A 15,021-nucleotide genomic window follows, 5' to 3' on the forward strand; every position below is an offset into this window, starting at 1 on the left:
ATCTTTAAGCTTTATACTTTTCGATAAACTCAGAATAACAAATGAATAAACCAAAATGAAATTCATTCTAAAAAATATATTCACTTTTATACTATTGTATGTTCTAACTCCGATGAATGCTCAAACGGTTGGAGTTAGAGATACAATTTTAATGGGAAGTAAATTCAAAATTACATTGGTTGATTCCGATTCTATTTCCGTTGAAAAAAACATCAATAAAGCAATTGATGAAATGATTAGAATTGAGAATTTGATTTCTGACTGGAAACCAACTTCGCAAGTTTCTCTTGTCAATCAAAATGCAGGAATAAAGGCGATAAAAGTAGATCGAGAAGTTTTTGACTTAACAAAGCGTGCGATTTATTTTTCGCAACTAACCGATGGTGCTTTTGACATTAGCTTTGCGGCAATGGACAAAATATGGAAATTTGATGGTTCAATGGAAAAGATTCCAACTCAGGAAGAGATTTCAAAAGCCATCGAAAAAATCGGTTATCAAAACATTATTTTAGATGAAGAAAATTCAACAATATTCTTAAAAAAAGCTGGAATGAAAATCGGTTTTGGTTCAACAGGAAAAGGTTATGCAGCACAAAAAGCACGAACTTTCATGCAAGACTTAGGAATACAAGCGGGTATAATTGATGCTTCTGGTGATATGACAACTTGGGGAAATCAACCAAATGGAGAACCTTGGAAAATTGGAATTACAAATCCATTTAATCGACATAAAATGTTGGATATTCTCTCAATGAAAAATGCTGCTGTTACGACTTCTGGTGATTACGAAAAATTTATTTTGATTGATGAAGTTCGCTATTCACACATTATTAATCCCAAAACTGGTTATCCTTCAACAGGATTAACAGGGGTTACAGTTATTGGGACGGATGCTGAAATGTGTAATGGTTTTAGCACTTCTATCATGGTTTTAGGAAAAGAAAAAGGATTGAATTTTATCAATCAACAAAAAGATTACGCTGCTCTTTTGATTACAGATAAAGGAAAAATTATTCGTTCAAAAAACTACAAGAAGATTAAACGAAAACTTGAGAAATAACACTTAAAAATGGTGATTTAGATATGCAGTTTCAACGTAAAAATGCTCCTTACAAAGAAGTTTCTGAATCAATTTTATTTATCCAAAACAGCACTTTCGCAATATCAATAATTTAGCTTAAATTATTTAAGTGTATAATAACCATTATATTTAGTAAAAGGTGTTTTTTATAGAAAAAATAGACTCAGTTCTGTAATTTTTGTTATGCTTCATTTTAAATAAAAAGTCGAAATTGCACCTAAACAAAATACAAAAGCTATGAACGACAATAAAAAATCTCATTGGGAACATATATATGAAGTAAAAACTCCAGAAGAAGTGAGTTGAACACAAGAAAAACCAGAAACTTCTTTAAATTTTATTCATTCTTTTGGAGCTGATAAAACAGCTAAAATTATTGATATTGGTGGTGGAGATAGTAAGTTGGTCGATTTTTTATTGGAAGAAGGATATGAAAATATTTCTGTTTTGGATATTTCTGCAAATGCGTTGGAAAGAGCAAAAAAGCGTTTAGGAAATAATGCAGAAAAAGTAACTTGGATTGTTGCTGATATCACCGAATTTGAACCTACAGAACAATACGATATTTGGCACGATAGAGCAGTTTTTCATTTTTTAATAGAAGAAAATGACATCAAAAAGTACCAAAATTTGGTCTCGAAAGCTGTAAAAGGAAAAATGGTTATTGGAACTTTTTCGACAAATGGACCATTAAAATGTAGTGGTTTGGAAATAAAACAAAATGATGAAACGTCGTTAACCTCAACTTTTGAAGCTAATTTTGAGAAAATAGAATGTTTTACAATTGATCATAAAACGCCATTTGATACGATTCAGAACTTTATTTTTTGTAGTTTCAACAAAAAATAAAATGCGTTAGGGATAGTAGTGGAAATCCTTTTTTGTAGACGCGGTGTCTACAAAAAAGATTGTAACGAATAGCCCGCTCAAACGCTAAAAATATAAAATCATCTCCTTAATTCAGGAGATGATTTTATATTTTTAAAGCTTTATTGTATTCGATATTTCCTTTTTTAATATCATTTAAAATCCATTTCAGTTCAGCATCCGTACGCTTAATTTTATCTTGCAAATTAGGTTGAATAACTTGGTTTGGATAAACACCATGCGCCTGTTCATCTCGCTTTTCAATAGGAGAAAGATAAACTGTACCAACCGAAATTTTGAGTTTGGAATTGGGCAACGTAAATTTTGGCATCAACCCAGCAACCGTTCCATTAAAATCTCCTCCCGTTTCTTCACCTACAAAAAATGCTCGATTTTTTAGTTGAAGATTAGCCGAAATCAACGCCGAAGCAGAGTAAGAACCACCATTTATAATGACATACAAATTGTGGTGATACACGAGCTCTTTATCTATTTTGACATGCGAAAAAGGCATGTGCAATTCGTATTCATTTTTAGCATTTTTTGACGTCGAAAAATAAGTATAACCCGATCCCAACCAAAGCAACGGATAGGAATAAACGGGAAAAAGATTGTACAACGACTTGCCAAAAGAGGTTTTGTTCGCGACGATTTTTTCACCTAAAAATGCCTTGGAATCATCGACCAAATAAGCGTATAAATAGTGCGAATCTTTTAGGTAACCACCACCATTGTTGCGAAGATCAAGAACTAAATTTTGAACTTTATGATTCTTGATATCCGTAAAAACCTCTTTATATAGTTCGCGTATTTTTCCTTTCCTGAAATCAGTTACTTTTAACACCGCAATCGTACTGTCGTTCGTAGGAAAAGTCAAATCTTTGGAATAGGTTTTGGAACTTTTAGAATAGCCGTATTTCTTTTGTTTTATCCTAACTTTTCGCTCAACTTCTTTCTGCTCTTTTGTAATTTTTGGTAGTTCTGAAATCTTATCATTTTTAGGTTTTGGATAGGTACGAAATGTTTTTTTTCGGATGATTGAATTCCCCATTTTAAAAGTTAATTCAACCGAATCTTTAATTCCATTTTCTAAAGTAAAATAATTGAGAAAAGTTCGGTTAAAGACATTATCCGAAAAAGTTTGATTTTCACCATCTCCATAAATACTTTTTTTATATTTATCGTATAAATACTTTGTAGAAACACTATCTATATAAAGCAAAACTGAACCTTGATTAATCGGATTGATTTTACTGTAATCTGTCACTAAAAAAACTGAATCATTTTGCCAAAAAAAACTATAATCACTAAAAGCAGATTTAGATTCTTTGTATTTTTTTTCCTTGCTCTTTTCTAATCGTTTATATATCGGATAAATATCTGTATGACCATGTTCTAAACTTTCGAAAATCGGAAAAAACTTGACATAAAAATCATTTGGTTTCAATGGTTTATCAATTGACTTTTTAAGACTATCAAATTTATAATCAATTTGTTCTTGAGAAGTATATAAATCTAATTTTGGATGATATCTTTTTAGTTTTTTATAAACAAAATCTACATCTTTTTTCAATTTATTCGCAGGAATCTCTTTATCAATATCTGCATTATATTTCTCGACAGAAGCACAACTGCATATCAATAAAAGTGACAAATAAATTAGAGTAAATTTTAGTTGCATTAAGGATAATTAAATGAATAATAAGTTACAATATTATTTCACTTCTTGATAAAATTCTTCGATAAAATTTTCCATATACTGATGACGTTTTAAAGCAATTTCTTTTGCTGTTTTGGTATTCATCAACTCTTTTAATTTAAATAATTTATCATAAAAATGTTGCACGCTAGAAGCGTCTTTCGAATTATCGTACGGATTATATAAAATACTACCTACACTTCCGCCATATGCAAAACAACGCGCAATACCAACCGCTCCAATTGCATCTAAACGATCAGCATCTTGCACAATTTCAGCCTCGATAGTTGTTGGTTTATTTCCTTTACTAAATGAAACTTGCGAGACTATTTCCAATACTTTCTGAATTGATTCTTCCTCTACATGAATTGATTCTAAAAATTTTCTAATTAATTCCTCCGATTTATCAACTCCATTATGCAATTTATAATCACCGATATCATGTGTCCAAGCTGCTAATTCAACCAAAAAAGAATCTGCATTTTCAGTTTCTAAAATCTTCTTCGCATTTGTCACCACACGTTCTATGTGAAAATAATCGTGTCCTGTTCCTTCATCTAAAAAAGTTTTTTTGATATAAGCTTGTGTCTGAATAAGTATTTCTTGTTTGTTCATTTTTTAATAATCTATTTCACGCTAAAATAAAAAACTTCAATAACAATGTTATTGAAGTTTTAAATTAATAGAAAAAATACTGTTCTATTGTTTTACAATTTTCTTAGAAACCGATTGTTTATCTGTTTTGATATTAATAATATAAACACCTGTCGGTAAATTTGAAATATTAATTTGTTTCTTATCCGAAGACGAAACTTTTTTTCCGGTCATATCAAAAATATCTACAACTGTTATTTTTTCAGTTGTCTGTACATTTACAATATCTTTTGCTAATGTTGGATAAACAGAAATCGATTTATCAACAGCTAACTCATCTGTATTAAGAGCTCCAGTTGTTCTACCTGTTATCAATACAGTAACATCCTGATTCTTTTTAACTCCTGCGTTATCTATTAAATTTCCTTTATTTGAAATAATAACTTTATATTTTGCTCCTTTTGTTGGAGTCTTTATAAGAACTTGTTCATAATTATCTACTGTATTATCTCCTTTGATTGCAGGACCAGTAACATTATTTAAATCTAATTTCCATGGAAAATAAGTAACATTTGTAGAACTTTCTACTACTCTTAAATCAAAATCATTAATCAATCTTGAAGACTGATTATAAAATAAATCATTTATATTTTTAAAATAAGCTGCTTCTGGGTCTATCCAGGAAATACTTGCTTTCAAAGGTGTTCCATCGGAAGTTATTTCATACACTATATCTGTACCTGAAACTTTTGATTTTCTTTCAAACAATTTTGTATCATCTAATAAAACCTCTGCTGCTTTTTTAGTATTTAATAATCCCCAACCAAAATAAATATCTGGTCCATCATTATCTCCAGCCTCATCAGCAGTATGTAAAAGTAGTGTTTTAGCTTCATCTCCAAAAAAAGTAAATGTAGAATTATTATTTACTAATCTTTGTAACTGAGTCAACATTCCCATTGCCCCCGTCACAATTGGTGCAGAAAAAGATGTACCACTTCCTATAATAAATACATTATTTTGTGTAGGATTTGATGAGTCATATGAAGGAGCAATCAAAGAATCTCCATAAGTAGAAATATCTGGTTTAATTGCTCCATCTTTACGAGGTCCAACACTTGAAAATGTTGCTCTATTATCTTTTGTTAATGTCGTAAATTTATAATCAGTAGTATTCGGTAATTTAACCGCTCCTACAACAATGATATTTTTAGCCAATGACCCCCAACCAATACAATATGCATCATTAATACAATTTTTTGAAGGTATTACTTCCGATGCAGTAAAAGGTGTCCAAATCCCATCTTTGTATTGGAATTTTGGATTAGTATCAGAGGCATCTGGTCCCGAACCATAATAATTACCTGCTGATTTAACAACAATATAATTTGGATTATTATAAACCGTCTTGTCAAAATCAGCATCAGAACTATAATAAGATCCACTCAAAGTAGCACTGGCGTCCTTAACTAAATCTTGATAATTTGTCATATTAAAATACCATCCAGGACCTAATTTATCTGTCTTAGAATAATAATTATCCCATCCTAAATTTACACCATAAGAATGATTAGATAAATTTTCTTTTGCATTTAAAAGCTTCTGTATATTGTTTCCATTTGTTGTTGTATTAAAACTGCTATTTTTTATTTTAGCTTTTGTTAATACTCCTTTAGCTGCATATTGTGGGTATCCATTAAATGAAGCTCTACCTTCGGCTGCAATAAAACCTGATACAGAAGTTGCATGATCAGATATTGCAGTTGCTCCATTTTCGGTATCAAATAATCTGCTTGAATTTCCATAATCAAGATCTCTAAACTCAATATGTGTTCCTAGCGCTGCCCCTCCGTCCATTACTAGTACACTAACATCTTTCCCATTCAAAACAAAACCATTAATACCTTCATTTTGTAACTCAGTAATACCCGCTCCTGTATTTGCTCTAATATCATCAGTTTGGTAAAAAAAAGGTGAATCTTCTATAAAACCTGCGAGATTAGAAATTCCTTTTGATTGATCTACAATTACAGATTTAGCATTCTTATTCTGTAGACTATTAAACTTCTGTTCATTCTTTAATTGCTGCTCTTCCAGTTTTTTATAAAAAATCGCATTATTATCCTGCGCAAAAGAAGCTGACAATCCAAATAATGTAAATAATAAAATAAATGTTTTCTTCATACTATGTTTATTTATGTAATTTTATTCACTAATTATTGAAGGAGTTATTGTTGAATCTCTTATAATTAGTGTATCATTAATTTTAATATGGTCATCATTAATAATCACCGAGTCTATATCATTTTTCTTATTAAGCTCAGTAGAATTGGTCTTACATGACAATAATAATGTAAGTATCATTAATGTTAAATATTTCATGAAATTGATTTATATAAAATTAGAATTAATATCTGAATACTAATTCTAATTCATATTATTATTTTTTTGTATATTTGCACCTCAAATTTGTAAAACGGGACGAGTTCCCAAAATAATTAGTTATACTATGGCTACAAGAATTAGATTACAAAGACATGGTCGTAAAGGAAAACCATTCTTTCACATCGTAGTTGCTGACTCAAGAGCAAAACGTGATGGTCGTTTCATCGAAAAATTAGGTACTTACAACCCAATTACTAACCCTGCAACTGTAGAATTAAATGTTGATTCTGCTGTAAAATGGTTACAAACTGGTGCTGAGCCAACTAATACTGCTAAAGCTTTATTATCTTACAAAGGTGCTTTTATGAAAAAACACTTATTAGGTGGTGTTGCTAAAGGTGCGTTTTCTCAAGAAGAAGCTGACAAACGTTTCGACGCTTGGTTAGAAGCTAAAGGTGAAAAAGTTCAAGCTAAAAAAGACGGTTTAACTTCAGGTGCTGCTGCTGCTAAAGCTGCTGCATTAGAAGCTGAAAAAGCTGTTAATGAAGCTCGTGTAAAAGCTGCTCAGGAAGCTGAAGCTGCTGCACAAGTTGAAGAAACTCCTGCTGAAGAAGCAGAAGGTACAACTGAAGAAGTTGCTACAGAAGAATAATTTTTAAGTTCAGAGACGTTCCAAATGACAAAAAATGATTGCTACTATTTAGGTAAAGTTACAAAGAGACATGGTTTCAAAGGTAATTTAATCATTCACTTGGATACAGACGAACCAGAATTATACGATACTTTGGAAGCAGTGTTCATCGAGCAAGATGGTACACTGGTTCCATTTTTTTTCGAAACTTCTCAGCCTTATCAAGGCACAAAATTATTAGTAAAATTTGAAGATGTTGAAGACGAAGATGTCGACAAATTAATCAATCGCGAACTTTATTTACCTCTAAAATCATTACCAGAACTTTCTGGAACAGATTTTTATTACCACGAAATTGTTGGTTTCACGATTTATGATCAAACAAATACAGAAGTTGGAACGATAAAATCTGTTAACGATTCTGCTGCACAAGCTTATTTTGAAGTAGATGCAAACGGAAAAGAAATCTTAATCCCGATGATTGATGAGTGGATCTTAGAAGTTAATCGTAACGAAAAAGCAATGCTTATCCAAATTCCAAACGGATTATTGGAAATTTATTTGGGGTAACTTATCCATTATAAATCATTTATTTACTTCTATTTTTTGATTGAATTTTTCTAATTGTAAAATCCGGAATTTTCGACATTATATTTATTGTCAATTTCGTACCTTTGCAAACTCAATCGTAATTAAAAAATGGAAGAAGAAAAAAAATCATTGAATTTTATTGAGCAAATCATCGAAGATGATTTAGCCAACGGGATGCCGAAAGAAAATTTACGTTTTCGTTTCCCACCAGAACCAAATGGTTATTTGCATATCGGGCATGCAAAAGCAATCTGCTTAAACTTCGGTTTAGGACAGCGTTACAATGCGCCTGTAAACTTACGTTTTGATGACACTAATCCTGACAAAGAAGAGCAAGAATTCGTAGATTCTATCCGCGAAGATGTGAAATGGTTAGGTTTCGAGTGGGCTGAAGAACGCTATGCTTCTGATTATTTCCAGCAGCTTTACGATTGGGCTGTTCAATTAATTAAAGAAGGAAAAGCGTACATCGACGACCAGTCTTCAGAAGTGATTAATGAACAACGTAAAACACCTTTTGAACCAGGAATTGAATCTCCTTATAGAAATCGTTCTGTTGAAGAAAATTTAGATCTTTTCGAACGAATGAAAGCGGGAGAATTTGAAGAAGGAACACATGTTTTACGTGCAAAAATAGACATGACTTCTCCTAATATGAACATGCGCGACCCTGTTATGTATCGTATTTTGAAACGTCTTCATCACCGTACTGGAGACACTTGGAAAATGTACCCAATGTACGATTGGACGCATGGAGAATCTGATTATATCGAAGGAATTTCACACTCATTATGTTCATTAGAATTCAAAAATCATCGCGATTTATACGAATGGTACGCGAACAATGTGGAACTACCAAATCAACCTCAAAAACCAAAACAACGCGAATTTGCTCGTGGTAATGTTTCGTACATGATTACAAGTAAACGTAAGTTGATGAAATTGGTTCAAGAAGAAGTTGTAACAGGTTGGGACGATCCACGTATGCCTACTATTTCAGGTTTGCGTCGTCGCGGTTATACGCCAGAATCGATTAAGAATTTTTGGAATACAGCCGGTGTTGCAAAACGTGATAATGTATTGGATATTTCGTTATTAGAATTCTCTGTTCGTGATCATTTAAATAAAATTGCTCCTCGTGTTTTTGCTGTTATTGATCCAGTGAAAGTGGTAATCGAAAATTATCCAGAAGGACAAGTGGAGGAATTAGAAATTGAGAATAATCCGGAAGATGAAACAGCTGGAACTCGTATCGTTCCTTTCACAAGAGAAATCTACATCGAACGTGAAGATTTTATGGAAGAAGCGCCTAAAAAATTCTTCCGTTTATCATTAGGAAACGAAGTTCGTTTGAAAGGTGCATATTTCATTAAAGCTGAAAGAGTAGAAAAAGATGCTGAAGGAAATATCACAACAATCTATGCAACTTACGATCCTGAAACGAAGTCTGGAAGTGGAACTGAAGCTTCTAAACGTAAAGTAAAAGGTACGTTGCATTGGGTTTCTGCAACAGAGAATATTCCGATCGAAGTTCGAGAATATGATCGTTTATTTACAGTTGAATCTCCAGATGCAGAGAAAGATGTTGACTTTTTACAATTTGTCAATCCAAATTCTTTAACTGTAAAAGAAGGTTTTGCTGAGCCTGCTTTGAAAGAAGCCAAAGTGGAGGATAAATTCCAGTTTCAACGTATTGGATATTTTGCTTTAGATCGTGATTCTTCTACAGAAAAGTTAATTTTCAATAGAACAGTTACCCTTAAAGATACTTGGGCAAAAGTCAATAAATAAAAAAAACTATTTCATTAAATATCAAGCTCGAACAAATTTGTTCGAGCTTTTTTTATTATATTGTAAAATACAAAATCAATCCCTTATATAAATGGATTACTTAGAGAATAAAAATTCGATAAAAAACTGGAATGAAGATGATCGTCCTCGCGAAAAATTAGCTTTAAAAGGGCGTTCGTCACTTTCTGATACCGAATTGTTAGCGATTATCATGGGAAGTGGAAATCGTGATGAATCCGCTGTAGAGTTAGCAAAACGAATCTTAAATTCTGCAAACAATAATTGGAATGAATTAGCAAAATATTCAATTGTAGATTTATGCAAATTCAAAGGAGTTGGAGAAGCAAAAGCAATTTCGATAATCACAGCAATGGAAATTGGAAGAAGACGAAATTCGCAAGAGATTTTAGAACGCGACAAAATTACTTCAAGCAAAGACGCATCCATAATTTTACAACAACAAATTGGTGATTTACCAAACGAAGAATTTTGGGTAATGTTTCTCAATCAAGGAAATCGAATCATTAAAACTGAGCAAATTTCACGAGGTGGAATTAATCAAACCGCTGTCGATATTCGAGTAATTTTTAAACGTGCCTTAGAGTTAATGGCAACTGGAATGATACTTTCTCACAATCATCCTTCTGGAAATCTTACTCCAAGTCAGTCTGATATACACATTACTCGAAAAATAAAAGAAGGTGCCACTCTTTTAGATATTCAAGTTTTAGATCACATTATTGTTTCTCAAAAAGATTTTTATTCATTTGCGGATGATGGTCTAATTTGATATCTTTAAGCTTTATTGAAAACTATTTTGAGTCAAAAAATCATCATATTTACAGAAAAAATAACGAATCGAATTGAATATATTTTCGATTTTATTTTTCATAATTTTTCTGGAATTGACTACAAAACGACTACAGATTTTGATGAGTTTTCACAATCAATTTTACCAAAAATCAACTTTTCAAATCAATTTTTAGAAAATGAAATCAATTATAAAGTTGATGATATTTTATTGGAAACTACCATTCAAGAAAATGTTGATTATTCAATTTTAAACGAATTTGGGAAATGTTTTTATTGGCTTTCTCGTTATGAAGAATACATTGCAAAACCAGAAAAATTTGATAAACACAATCGTTTTTTAGGTTCGGATTTAGATTATTCGAAACCAATTGTAGATGAAATTTGTATTGAAATTCAAAAAAAGATAAAGTCTAAATTTCCTGAAATTTATTTTAAACAGAGAGTTTTCAAACAGATTAATACTCATGACGTAGATTATGCATGGAAATATCTTCATCATTCTCCTAAAATAAAATTTGGTTCACTTTCAAAGAAAATTTTAAAAGGTGATTTCAAAGAATTTCAGAATCAAATCAAAATTTTGAATCAGAAAGAAAAAGATCCTTATGATACATTTGATTATTTGAAAGATTTAGCTGAAAAACATCAAGTCGAAACAATTTTCTTTTGGTTATTGGGTGATTATTCTACTTTCGATAAAAATCATCATTGGAAAAATAATGCTCAAAAAGATTTAATAAATAACATTTCAACTTGGGCAAAAATTGGAATTCATCCTTCTTATCAATCTAATTTCGAACAAAATAAATTAACAACTGAAATTAATCGATTAGAAAAAATCATCAATCAACCTATAAAAAAATCACGTCAACATTTCATTAAATTGAGCATTCCTCTCACTTATCAACAATTGTTAATAAATGAAATTTTAGAAGATTATACCATGGGATTCCCTCATCAATTAGGCTTTAGAGCTGGAACATCTACTCCATTCAAATGGTTTGACTTATCAACAAATCAACAAACATTGTTAACTATATATCCTTTTGTTGCAATGGATGTTACATTGAAAAATTATTTAAAATTAACACCGCAACAAGCTCTAGAAGAAATAAAACGATTGAAACAAACAATTAAAGCCACAAACGGAACGTTTATAACATTATTCCACCAATCAAACTTGAACGAAGATTGGACTGAATGGCGAAAAGTTTACGAAAGTATTTTTAAATGATAAAAAGAGTTTCTCGAAAAAAATTAGATGTTAATAAATATACCGAATGTCTCAACAAATCGGTGAATTACCGCATTTATGCCGAAGTTTTTTATTTGGATGCTTTAGTTGAAAACAATTGGGATTGTTATGTTTTGAACGATTATGAAGCCATAATGCCTTTGCCATATACAAAAAAAATTGGTATAAAATTTATTACACAACCAATTTATTGTCAACAATTAGGAGTTTTTCATCAAGAAAATTTCTCAAAAGAAACTTTTCAACTTTTTGAGAAAAAACTACATCGAAATTTAGTGAGAGCTTATGCTTTTAATGAGGAAAATACAGAGATGTTTGAACCGAAGGGACAGAAAAAGGTTAATTATATTTTAGATTTGAATCAAGATTATGAAATTTTATTTTCAAATTACAGTAGAAATAGAAAAAATGAAATTCGTAAAGTAGAAAAATCCAATTATAACATTGAAAAAGTTACTCAATTAAATCGATTTTTCAAAATAAATTCATCTTATGAATATTTGATCGCAAATAATTTAATAAACTATTCGCAAGAAAAAATTCAAAGTTTATTTAATCAAAAAATTATTAATATTTATGAAATTTTTGATCAAGAAGAAAATTTAATTGGTTGTCAACTAATCATGATTTCTAAAAATCGAGTTTATAATTTTGCTTTTGCAAGAAATAAGAATTCAAAAAGTAATTTTGGATCAGCTTACATAATAGATTACATTATCAAAAACTTTTCTAATTCAGAATTAACACTTGATTTCGAAGGTTCTATGATTCCTTCTATAGCTAAATTTATGCAAGGTTTTGGTGCTATAAAAAATCATTATACAAACTATTCTAATTTAGACTTTTTGACAAAGAAAAATTAATTCACGATAGCCATTTCCAACAGAAAGTTTCTTTGCTAAATTATGATCAATTTTATTTCGATAATCTATTTTTTCGACAATTATATTTTCACGTTTTAATCTTTCTTGAAAGTCCTGTCCATGCAATCTCAATAAATCTTTTTCGCCATAATTTTTTAATCGTTCTTCTTCTGTCTTAAATTCAGCATTTTCAAACGTATTATTTATTGGATGAATAGGAGTTTGAATCAAAGCTTTTCCTCCTTTTTTTAGAACGCGAAACAATTCATCAATTGCCTTTTTTTCGTTTGGAATATGCCCTAAAACATGACAACAAATTATATAATCAAATGTGTTATCAGGATAATTTATTGAAGTAATATCCATTTCTTCATCAGCAAGATTAATGTTAATATCAGCATTGATATAACGTAAATTATCGGTCTGTTTAAAAATATTTTTCAATGCGTCTTCTGGAGCAATATGCAATAATTTATTCGGTTTAACCAATAAATCTGTTTCATTTTTTATAAACTCTAACAAAACTCTTGTCCTTTCTAATGAACCACAATTTGGACATTCAGCATTTTCTCGGTTATCTATACCGTTTGATTTATCCAAAAACTTAGAAAAAGATTGTTCGCAACAATTACAATAAAAATTATTTCCTTTCAGAAATAATCCATTCAATTTCTTTAAATTTTTTCTATTATTAATTCTTATCTTTTCGGAAAATATTTTTTTATAAAATGTTTTAATTGCATTCATTACTTACAAACGTTAAGACTGCTATTTTATGATATTAAATTTATTCAAAAAAAATATATTTCCTTTTTACCATACAGTTTCAGATAAAAGATTAATTCATATCGATCAATTATATCCATTAAAATCTATTGATCAATTTCAACGTGAATTAGATTTTTTTCAGAAAAATTATGTCAATATTTCTATGATTGAATTAATTGATTTATACGAAAAAAATGGTTCTATTCCTCAAGAAAATTACTTTCATCTTAGTTTTGATGATGGTTTGAAACAATGTTACTCTATAATTGCTCCAATATTAAAAGAACGAAATTTAGATGCAACTTTTTTTATCAATCCAAATTTTATTGACAATCAAGAAGTTTTTTATCGGTATAAAGTTGCTTTCATTTTAGAAAACATTACAGACAATAACCTTAAAAAAGAACTTTTAAATTATTCTATTCATGATCTTAAAAAAATTAATTCATTAATTTTAAAACAAGAAATAAAACTAAATGATGTTGAAATTTATTTGAATGAAAATGAAATTAAAGCATTAATTCATCAAGGCTTTACAATTGGCGCACATTCAATGAATCATCCTTATTATCGCGATATTTCTTTTGAACAACAACTTATAGAGACAAATGAAAGTTTAGATTTTATCCAACAAAAGTTTAATTTGGATTATCGAGTTTTTTCTTTTCCTTTTACAGATGATGGAGTTTCTATAAACTTTTTTAATACTATAAAATCCGATTTTACATTTGGTACGGCAGGAATAAAAAACGATGAGATTTCAACAAATATTCAGCGACTTCCGATGGATAATTGTATTTCTAACCCAGCAATTTTTATAAAAAAGAATCGTTATAAATTTTATATTCAGAAACTACTACAGAAGCATGTTGTTTCTCATTAATTAATTTTTAAATCTATAGAAAAAATTCTCTTTGGATTATCGTAAAGTTTAAGAATATTTCCTTCATAATTCTTTGGTGTATAAATAGCACACATTGTATTTTCTACATGATATAGATTTTTATGAAATTGTTTAGGAACTCCTTTTATAATTGCATTCAATATTTCAAAACGTATCTTTTCTGGCGAGAATGCATAATCATGCCAAATAACGATAGAGTTTTCATGAATCAGATGTTCAAAAACATTTTTTGTATCCGAAACTACAAAATCAAAACGATGATTTCCATCGATAAAAATTACATCAAATTTTTTATTCAATCCTGAAAAATCAAATTTAGTCGAGTCTCCTAAATGTTGTTTTATTTTAGATTTATCTTTTATAAAAAAACCATGTGCATTTTCATAATCTTGTGAAAAGTTATACGTTTTATAATCCTTTGTATCTAAATCTAACGTATTCAAATCATCAGCAACATCAATCAAATTAACAATACTTTCTCCTCTCCAAGTTCCAATTTCGAAATATTTACATTGTTCAAATTCTTTACACGCATTTTTCAGCAGTAATAAATCTGTAATCAAAGAACCGCCATCTAAAAAAGCAACTGTATCTAATTTTCCGTCAAAATTTGGAAATAATTGATCTAAAGAAACTTGATTTAGTCCTTTCTTATAATGATTTGGCGTTTTCTTTTCCCAATTTTCATTTTGGTCAATGATAATATTTAATAACCAAGGATTCTTACAAATTTGAAAAAATCCATTTATAAATTTTGATATTTTTTTTGATAATGACAT

At 29.8% G+C, this 15,021-nt stretch carries 14 protein-coding genes; 9 read left to right on the forward strand and 5 right to left on the reverse strand.

Annotation, left to right across the window (positions count from 1 at the left end; translation table 11 throughout):
* The first annotated feature begins 55 nt into the window (after positions 1-55).
* On the forward strand, positions 56-1,060 hold the full coding sequence (locus tag HXZ69_RS05695; protein WP_219033868.1) for an FAD:protein FMN transferase: 1,005 nt from the start codon (positions 56-58) through the stop codon (positions 1,058-1,060).
* A 360-nt stretch (positions 1,061-1,420) separates the two neighbouring features.
* Positions 1,421-1,930 carry a class I SAM-dependent methyltransferase gene (locus HXZ69_RS05700; protein WP_312027047.1) on the forward strand — a complete coding sequence of 170 codons (510 nt, stop codon included), beginning with the start codon at positions 1,421-1,423 and terminating at the stop codon, positions 1,928-1,930.
* Between the two features lie 124 nt (positions 1,931-2,054).
* On the opposite strand, the gene HXZ69_RS05705 is transcribed toward HXZ69_RS05700, so the two are convergent.
* The 3 genes from HXZ69_RS05705 to HXZ69_RS05715 all read right to left on the reverse strand — a co-directional run bounded on the left by HXZ69_RS05705 (position 2,055) and on the right by HXZ69_RS05715 (position 6,425).
* Complete coding sequence (locus HXZ69_RS05705; protein ID WP_221854295.1) at positions 2,055-3,629, reverse strand: S41 family peptidase; 1,575 nt, start codon at positions 3,627-3,629, stop codon at positions 2,055-2,057.
* 33 nt (positions 3,630-3,662) lie between these two features.
* Positions 3,663-4,262 carry an HD domain-containing protein gene (locus tag HXZ69_RS05710; protein ID WP_219033870.1) on the reverse strand — a complete coding sequence of 200 codons (600 nt, stop codon included), beginning with the start codon at positions 4,260-4,262 and terminating at the stop codon, positions 3,663-3,665.
* Positions 4,263-4,346: 84 nt separating this feature from the next.
* Positions 4,347-6,425 carry a S8/S53 family peptidase gene (locus tag HXZ69_RS05715; RefSeq protein ID WP_286495331.1) on the reverse strand — a complete coding sequence of 693 codons (2,079 nt, stop codon included), beginning with the start codon at positions 6,423-6,425 and terminating at the stop codon, positions 4,347-4,349.
* A gap of 325 nt (positions 6,426-6,750) precedes the next feature.
* Here HXZ69_RS05715 and HXZ69_RS05720 point away from each other — a divergent pair, with 325 nt between their 5' ends.
* From HXZ69_RS05720 to HXZ69_RS05745, 6 genes are all read left to right on the forward strand, one after another.
* Positions 6,751-7,278 (forward strand): 30S ribosomal protein S16, encoded by a 528-nt coding sequence (locus HXZ69_RS05720; protein WP_180905332.1) that lies wholly within the window; start codon positions 6,751-6,753, stop codon positions 7,276-7,278.
* A gap of 24 nt (positions 7,279-7,302) precedes the next feature.
* Positions 7,303-7,827 carry a ribosome maturation factor RimM gene (rimM, locus tag HXZ69_RS05725; protein ID WP_280049017.1) on the forward strand — a complete coding sequence of 175 codons (525 nt, stop codon included), beginning with the start codon at positions 7,303-7,305 and terminating at the stop codon, positions 7,825-7,827.
* Between the two features lie 129 nt (positions 7,828-7,956).
* Positions 7,957-9,639: a glutamine--tRNA ligase/YqeY domain fusion protein gene (locus tag HXZ69_RS05730; RefSeq protein WP_286495332.1), complete on the forward strand. Its 1,683-nt coding sequence runs from the start codon at positions 7,957-7,959 to the stop codon at positions 9,637-9,639.
* Positions 9,640-9,730: 91 nt separating this feature from the next.
* Positions 9,731-10,429, forward strand: a complete 699-nt coding sequence (radC, locus tag HXZ69_RS05735; RefSeq protein WP_286495333.1) for a RadC family protein — start codon at positions 9,731-9,733, stop codon at positions 10,427-10,429.
* Positions 10,430-10,456: 27 nt separating this feature from the next.
* Positions 10,457-11,686: a polysaccharide deacetylase family protein gene (locus HXZ69_RS05740; RefSeq protein WP_286495334.1), complete on the forward strand. Its 1,230-nt coding sequence runs from the start codon at positions 10,457-10,459 to the stop codon at positions 11,684-11,686.
* A complete protein-coding gene (locus HXZ69_RS05745) occupies positions 11,683-12,570 on the forward strand; it encodes a hypothetical protein (protein WP_219033877.1) in 888 nt (295 codons plus the stop codon). The genes HXZ69_RS05740 and HXZ69_RS05745 overlap by 4 nt, the downstream gene beginning before the upstream one ends.
* On the opposite strand, the gene HXZ69_RS05750 is transcribed toward HXZ69_RS05745, so the two are convergent.
* Positions 12,544-13,239 carry a class I SAM-dependent methyltransferase gene (locus tag HXZ69_RS05750; RefSeq protein ID WP_185144150.1) on the reverse strand — a complete coding sequence of 232 codons (696 nt, stop codon included), beginning with the start codon at positions 13,237-13,239 and terminating at the stop codon, positions 12,544-12,546. The two genes, HXZ69_RS05745 and HXZ69_RS05750, sit on opposite strands and share 27 nt — an antisense overlap.
* Before the next feature lie 106 nt (positions 13,240-13,345).
* Here HXZ69_RS05750 and HXZ69_RS05755 point away from each other — a divergent pair, with 106 nt between their 5' ends.
* Positions 13,346-14,221 carry a polysaccharide deacetylase family protein gene (locus HXZ69_RS05755; protein WP_280051190.1) on the forward strand — a complete coding sequence of 292 codons (876 nt, stop codon included), beginning with the start codon at positions 13,346-13,348 and terminating at the stop codon, positions 14,219-14,221.
* Here HXZ69_RS05755 and HXZ69_RS05760 read toward each other — a convergent pair.
* The gene (locus HXZ69_RS05760) at positions 14,218-15,021 is read right to left on the reverse strand and encodes a class I SAM-dependent methyltransferase (protein WP_125349542.1); all 804 of its coding nucleotides are present in this window, start codon (positions 15,019-15,021) and stop codon (positions 14,218-14,220) included. The two genes, HXZ69_RS05755 and HXZ69_RS05760, sit on opposite strands and share 4 nt — an antisense overlap.

Origin of the sequence: Empedobacter sp. R132-2, from assembly GCF_030324375.1 — a bacterium.
GTDB classification, from domain to species: Bacteria; Bacteroidota; Bacteroidia; order Flavobacteriales; family Weeksellaceae; genus Empedobacter; species Empedobacter falsenii_B.